A 6910-nucleotide genomic window follows, 5' to 3' on the forward strand; every position below is an offset into this window, starting at 1 on the left:
GTATGTAGATGAGTAAAATACGTATTGGTGTTATTGGCGCAGGTTCCATTTCCGAAATGCATTTGAAATCTTACCATACGAATCCGGATGCCGAACTTTATGCCATCTGTGACTTGAACGAGGAACGTGCGAAAGCGAAAGCTGAGAAATACGGCATCCAACATATCTATACGAGCTATGAAGAACTGCTAGCGAATGACGCTATCGATGCGATTAGCATTTGTACCTGGAACAATAGCCATGCCCAAATATCCATTGCCGCCTTGGAGGCTGGTAAAAATGTGCTCACCGAAAAACCGCTGTGTACAACGGTAAACGAAGCGCTAGCTGTTGAAGATGCTGTTCGACGTACGGGCAAAACGCTTCAGGTCGGTTTCGTTCGCCGCTACGCTTCGAATACACGCATCATCAAATCGTTCCTTGATAACAACGAGCTCGGGGAAATTTACTATGCGAAGGCATCGTGTATTCGTCGTTTGGGCAACCCAGGCGGCTGGTTTTCAGATGTGGAACGGTCTGGCGGCGGCCCGCTGATCGATGTAGGCGTTCACGTTATTGACCTTTGCTGGTATTTGATGGGCCGTCCTAAAGTAAAGTCTATTTCTGGTAATACGTACAAAAAACTTGGTAACCGTGCCAATGTGAAGAACTTGGCTTTTTACAAAGCGGCTGATTATGACCCTACTCACAATACCGTCGAGGATTTGGCGAACGCCTTAATTCGATTTGAGAACGGCGCTTCCATACTCGTTGACGTCAGCTTTACGCTTCATGCCAAGGAAGACGAATTGACGGTAAAGCTGTATGGGGAAAAAGGCGGAGCTGAATTAGAGCCTCAATTATCCATCATTACTGAGAAGTACGATACCATTTTGAACCTCACACCGCAGATTAATAACCTTTCTTTCGATTTTGTTGCCGGCTTTCAGGATGAAATCAATTATTTCATTGAAGTATGCCAAGGTAAAAAAGAAACCATTTCACCTGTACAGGATGGGGTTGAGATGATGAAAATACTTTGCGGTGTCTATGAATCTAGCGAAAAAGGTGAAGAAATCCGCTTCTAGGGAAGGAATGTGAATCCAGTTGAAAAAGTCGAAATGGTTAATCATAACCTTGTTGATTACATTACTCGCTTCTACTTGGTCCATAACCGCATCTGCAGCAATCAGTCCAACCGATTTCATTGAAGTAGAAGCCGCTCCCGTCGATATCACCATTGACATTGACGGTCCGCGCAAGCAAATAAATGCCGTTGATACGGATATGAGTAGAATCACCGATTACGTTGCTTTATACACCACGGAATTTGCGTCAACCATTACAGTTGGTACCACTTCTGTCGGTGTTGTCGTTGATGCGACGAATCACGTGACTCGGGTTGTCAATCCATCCGTAAACGGCGGTGTGCCCGTCTGGACAGGACCAACTACCCTAGTCATCCCGCAAGGCGGCTACATCCTCGTAGCGAACGATGACAGCTGGGCAAATAAAACCTTTAAACAGTATCTCGCGAAAAATTTCAAGGTGGGAGACCTCATTAAGCTGCGTAAAAATGGCGAAGTGGTTCCCGTCTCTGCACTTATGACGGGGCAAGGACTCCAAGCACGTCTTAAACTCGACAATGATGATTGGTTTACGGTAACCGAGCCGAAAACGACGGTTTCCGGGAAACTTGAAAACCTGGAATCAGGCGTCACCTATGCGATTCGTATCAACCAACTCACCGTTAATTTACAGGCTAACGGCACCTTCCAAAGCGAGATCAACCTCACAGAGGGTATTAATTACTTGGATGTCGTTGCCGCCAAGAATGGCGTAGAAAATGATAGGAAGGCGCTAGTCGTATTTTATAAAAAACAAACAAGCACTACCAAGGAAGTCGTCCTCTGGGTCGACCAAGGTACGAATATTTTCAAACTGCAAACGCCCGAAAACATCCGTGATATGCTAACCAAGGCAAAGGATGCCGGCGTTACAGCCGTTGCGCTTGATGTCAAAGGCGTCGAGGGCTTCGCCAACTATAAGAAGAACGACTTGACGAATCGTCCGCACATCTCACAAATGACAGCACCTACTCGTGCGGGGGCTAATCCGAATCTGGATATGCTCGAAGAGTTTATCAAATACGGCCATCAGCTTGGTATCAAAATCCACGCAGCATTCAACGTTTTTGCTGAAGGTTCGCCTGCACACAACGAGTATGGGCTGCTGAATCAGCATCTGGATTGGGAAGAGCATGTGTATCGTCCCGAGGATAACGGTCAAATTTTGCGATTGCGTGAAAGCAATTACTTTAAATCCGGCAAGTCCCTCGTTGCTTTTGTTAACCCAGCCAATGATGATGTAAGAGCCTTCGAGTTGAAAAACATGGAAGAAGTGATCAAGAACTACGATGTAGACGGTGTTGTTCTGGATCGTACCCGTTATGACAACGAAACAGCCGACTTCAGCCCGTTGACGCGCGCGAAGTTTGAGGCTTTTCTCGCCTCACGGGGTAAACAGTTGACGAATTGGCCTGCCGATGTTTTCAGCTATGTGAACAATGTTCGCCAAACAGGTCCGCTCATCAATGACTGGTGGGAGTTCCGCTCGCAAACCATCAAAACATTTACGGATGATGTTCGGTTACTAACCGACCGTTACTCTGCATTGAAAGGTCATAAGGTCTATTCCTCAGCCTATGTGGGTTCATGGTTTGAGTCGTATTACTTGAACGGCGTCCACTGGGGCAGCCCGAATTTCAAATACGACAGCCGACTGCAATTACCGAATGACAGTCTTTATACGGACTCTTATTCACAGACTGCTTACTCGGGTAACATCGATTTTCTCATGATCGGTACGTATCAAACGACACAGAAGGAAATCGAACATCACATTACGCTTGGCAATATTGTAACGAACGGTGAAGTCCCGATGTACGCAAGTATCGCTCTGGCGAACATCCAAGATCCTCCACTGCAGCGTTCCGTATTCCAAGCTGGCTTGTCGCAATCTAACGGCCTCATGCTCTTTGATCTATCACAAGTTAACTGGTCTGTTGTGAAGGCATCGCTCCATAACGTGGAATACGTCAAGGATTATCAAATAGGCACTAGCATTCCTGCTAATCCAGAGTCGTTCCTCGAAGCTGATCTCTTCAATGTGAGCCGAAACGAGAATAATCTCAACATTTATTCCGATACCTTTGGCCAAACCACGGCCACTAGCACGTTTGGCGTGGAGGCAATCGTGGACAGCGCCGGCAAAGTCACGAAGGTTGTTAACCAACTGCAGGCCCTTAACTGGAACTGGACCAATATCTCGCCGAACAACAGTGTCATTCCACAAGGCGGCTTCGTTATCTCCGCTCTGGACGCTTCCGGCGTGCGAACGAGAAGACAATTGGTCGCAAAAACATACAAGCTCGGTGATGACGTACGTTCGGCTGCACTGCGGGGGTATCTGGATTATGCGAACACGAGTACAGCACTGAATAATCTGGAAATCAAAGGCGAGGTCGAAGTGATTGGACCGGGAACGGCACGTGTTCTTCTCAATGGCGTACCCGCTGAGGTGTCCAGCAATGGAGACTTTATCGGAAGTGTTCCGCTCACACTCGGCGTTAATAGTTTGCAAATTTCCGTCTATGTGGACGGTCGCAAGACAAATGAGAAAACCGTAAACATCACGCGAACAGCTCCTATCCTCACAGGCATTGAGCTTGATTCAACTGCTTATCGACTTGTAGCTGGCGACAAGCATGCATCGGTTACGACCGCCGTTTACTCGGATCAAACGAGAGTCCTTGTCGCTGGAGCTTCGTACATCTCCAACAATCCATCTGTTGCCACTGTTGCTGCTGATGGAATCGTAACAGCCCTGAAAGCAGGTACAGCTGAAATAACAGTTAGCTACGAGGGGAAAACCGCTAAGTCCGTCGTAACCGTCGTGGAAGTGGCAAGTCTCAGCTTCGACGAGAACAAACACAGTCTTGTCAAAGTTGACACCTACCAAGCACCGCTTCAAGCGACCTATACCGATGGCACAGTCGCCTATCTCACCCAAGACGTGACGTACAGCTCTTCACACGATAAGGTTGCAGCCATTGCAGCTGACGGCACGATCACAGCTGTGAAGCCAGGTTCTGCTACTATCACAGCCTCCTATCGAGGCAAGCAAGCGGATATTAGGATTAAAGTATTCAACAGTCATAATGAGGAAAGTGAAGATATTGCAACGGATGTTGCAATTGATTGATTAAACCTCGATGCACAGGAGATAGTCGATTTCATCGACTATTTCCTTACTCATTATCGCATCTGCACACGAATTACTCCCCCAACCCCCATTAGTCCGAAATTACCGAACTCTTTTCACTGTCCGCACCAACAATCCTCAATTAGTCCGAATTAGCCCAACTAATTCGCCCCAAACGACCACCACCCGCGAAAATCGGGCATTTAATTCGGTAGAATCGGACTATTCGTACTTTTTCGCACGAAATCCCCGATTTAATTCGGAGATATCGGACTAACGCAGATTTGTTCATTTCTTGACCTAAAAAAGACCCGGCTCCTCCCAAATGGAAGGAGCCGGATCTTTCTCTATTTCAATCATTTAAGGCAGCTGCAGCCATTGATAAGGTGTCTTAGCAGCTCTCATGCCGACATCAAGGATCGTGGCTATAGCTATTGTTTCCTCTTGTGGAACCGGCGGCTTACCCGACTCGAAAAACCCGATTAAATTCTCGATAAACGCCCCGAAGAAATCCGATTCAATCTTGAGAAACTTTGATGAACCCGCCTCATAACTAAGTGCCATACTGAACGGACATTCCCAGCCATATAGGTTGATCATCGCTTGGCGGCCGTCTGCGTATCCGATAAGCAGCGATGGCGTCTTGTCTGTTCCTGTCCACATCACACGGCTGACATCCGTCCCCATCAAGGAGACGATTGGCTCCACCTGATGGACGGCATAGTTGTCAAACTTCCCTGGCCCTAAGCTGCTGATGGACTCGATCCCCTGCTGCTCAATTCCCGCAAACTCTGCTGCAAACCTTAGCGCCGAGGTTGAATACGTCGGGGTCCTGTGCTTCTCAGCGAGCTCAAACATCCGTAATGCGGCTGATCGATCAGGTGCAAATGTTTTATCGATATAGGTAGGCTTGCCAGATTGTAGTGCCAGCTTTGATAGCTCCTCGTGATACTCGGGGTGATCCGGCGACAGTACGACCAAATAATCGCTCTTTTCAACAACCTCTTCGATGGAGTCTAGCAGCTGGATCCCCTTCTTATCGCTCCATTCCGCATTGTTAAGCTTCCCATCTACATTCGTTTTACCAAAAGCATAAGCAACCTGCATACGTCCATTCGTCGCCTTATCTATCCAACCCGGGTATTTCTCAGCGTGCCATTCATCCAGAAAATAATCGATAAACCCGATCTTTTGCATGACAATCTCCACTCCCTCTAGGAATTAAAACCCCCACGGCATAACCGCAGGGGAATTCACTACTATTTCTTGTTTGCTGCGTACCATTCATTAGCCGCTTTGGTCATTTCTTCTCCGCCGTCTGCTTTCCATTGGGCTATAAACTTGTCATAGTTTTCGAGTGGTTCTGCGCCAGTGATGTATTTTAAGAACGTGTCTTCCATCAGCTTTTGCAGCTTCAAGTTGTATTTACCAATCGCTTCAAGTGGCGGTGCAAAAGCAAGTGGGTCAAGAACAATGTTGCCTTTGGCCGCTTCTTGATTTTTGTTAAATGCATCCGTCAAGATAGGATCTTTACGAACACGCGCCTGCCAGTAAATCGGGTAGTTTTTCTCATCCACACCTGTCAAAAATGTAGAGGCATTGTTATATTCATCATTGAATTTCGGTAGAATCGGAAGATAGTTGCCGTTTTCCACCTTATGGTGAACTCCCTCTTTACCGATCACCGCTTCTTTGTGAATATCCTTATCCAGCTTCAGATCCAGATATTTAACAATATCTTCTTTGTTTTCAGCCCATTTTGGAATTCCCACATAGAAGCCGATACCTGCGCTGCCCATGACTTGGACTTTGCCGTCATCACCTTTCAGGTATGGGAAACTAGCAATTTTAGCATTTGGTGAGTTTTTCACAAGCGCATTTTGAACCGTTGGTGCGTTAAAATAAGCATTTGAAATGATCGCCGCTTTGCCGCTCGTGAAATTCTCGATTACTTTGTTAGCTTGGTTGAGTGACCATTCCTGATCGATCAATTTCTCCGTGTAAAGCTTCTTCATGAACTCCAGATACTTCTTCATATTTGGATTCTCAACAGCATTTACCAATTTGCCATTAACATCCTGCCAACCGGTAGTTGCGGAAGATTGAACCATTGGCAAACCAAATGTCGGAAGAATCTCAGGAACGAGTGGACTTTTCCCCCCAGACAGCCCCATTACATTTTTCTTTTCTTTTAAAGTTTTCATGACGGTATATAGTTCATCGCGTGTCGTCGGTGCCTTTAGTCCAAGTTCATCCATCCAATCCTGACGAACAATAAGTGCTGTATTGACGATGGTTCCTGATCCCGTTTGTGGAATACCGAAGATTTTACCATTCAGCTTCGCTCCGTTCCATGTGGTTTGCGAGATCACATTCTTCATATTTGTCCCATATTTGTTTACCAACTCATCAATGGGTTCAAGTGCACCAGATGCGGCTAGCTTGGAATATTGCGGTGGACTTAGCAGCATATAGGCGTATTTTTCTTTATTCGCCATTAGTAAATTAAGCTTGTCATCCGGATTTTCAACTGGCAGCATATCATAGGTTACTTTGTAGCCAGTTTTTTCATTCAGGAACTTTGCCACTACTTCGGTAGCAGGATCAAAACGCGCATATGGCAGCAGTGCTTTGAATTCCGGCTTTGGCTTATTTGCTTCTACAGTTG

At 46.5% G+C, this 6910-nt stretch carries 4 protein-coding genes; 2 read left to right on the top strand and 2 right to left on the bottom strand.

The annotated features are described in order from the left end of the window. Nucleotides 1-8: 8 nt before the first annotated feature. A complete protein-coding gene (locus tag AC1DVJ_RS16720; protein ID WP_477592370.1) occupies nucleotides 9-1067 on the top strand; it encodes a Gfo/Idh/MocA family protein in 1059 nt (352 codons plus the stop codon). Between the two features lie 19 nt (nucleotides 1068-1086). Beyond that, nucleotides 1087-4242, top strand: coding sequence for an Ig-like domain-containing protein (locus AC1DVJ_RS16725; protein WP_477592371.1), 3156 nt, complete (start codon nucleotides 1087-1089; stop codon nucleotides 4240-4242). 360 nt (nucleotides 4243-4602) lie between these two features. Here the strand turns inward: AC1DVJ_RS16725 and AC1DVJ_RS16730 are convergent, their stop codons facing one another. Beyond that, nucleotides 4603-5439, bottom strand: a complete 837-nt coding sequence (locus AC1DVJ_RS16730) for a Gfo/Idh/MocA family oxidoreductase (protein ID WP_477592372.1) — start codon at nucleotides 5437-5439, stop codon at nucleotides 4603-4605. A gap of 62 nt (nucleotides 5440-5501) precedes the next feature. Further along, the coding region (locus tag AC1DVJ_RS16735; protein WP_477592373.1) for a type 2 periplasmic-binding domain-containing protein at nucleotides 5502-6910 on the bottom strand (1409 nt) is incomplete at its 5' end.

The sequence above is a fragment of the Paenibacillus sp. P4_A9 genome, assembly GCF_056402415.1.

What these genes read in the sequence shown, in the direction of transcription:
- AC1DVJ_RS16720 (WP_477592370.1), top strand. Translation starts at nt 9, where the DNA reads ATGAGTAAAATACGTATTGGTGTTATTGGCGCAGGTTCCATTTCCGAA.
- AC1DVJ_RS16730 (WP_477592372.1), bottom strand. Translation starts at nt 5,439, where the DNA reads ATGCAAAAGATCGGGTTTATCGATTATTTTCTGGATGAATGGCACGCT.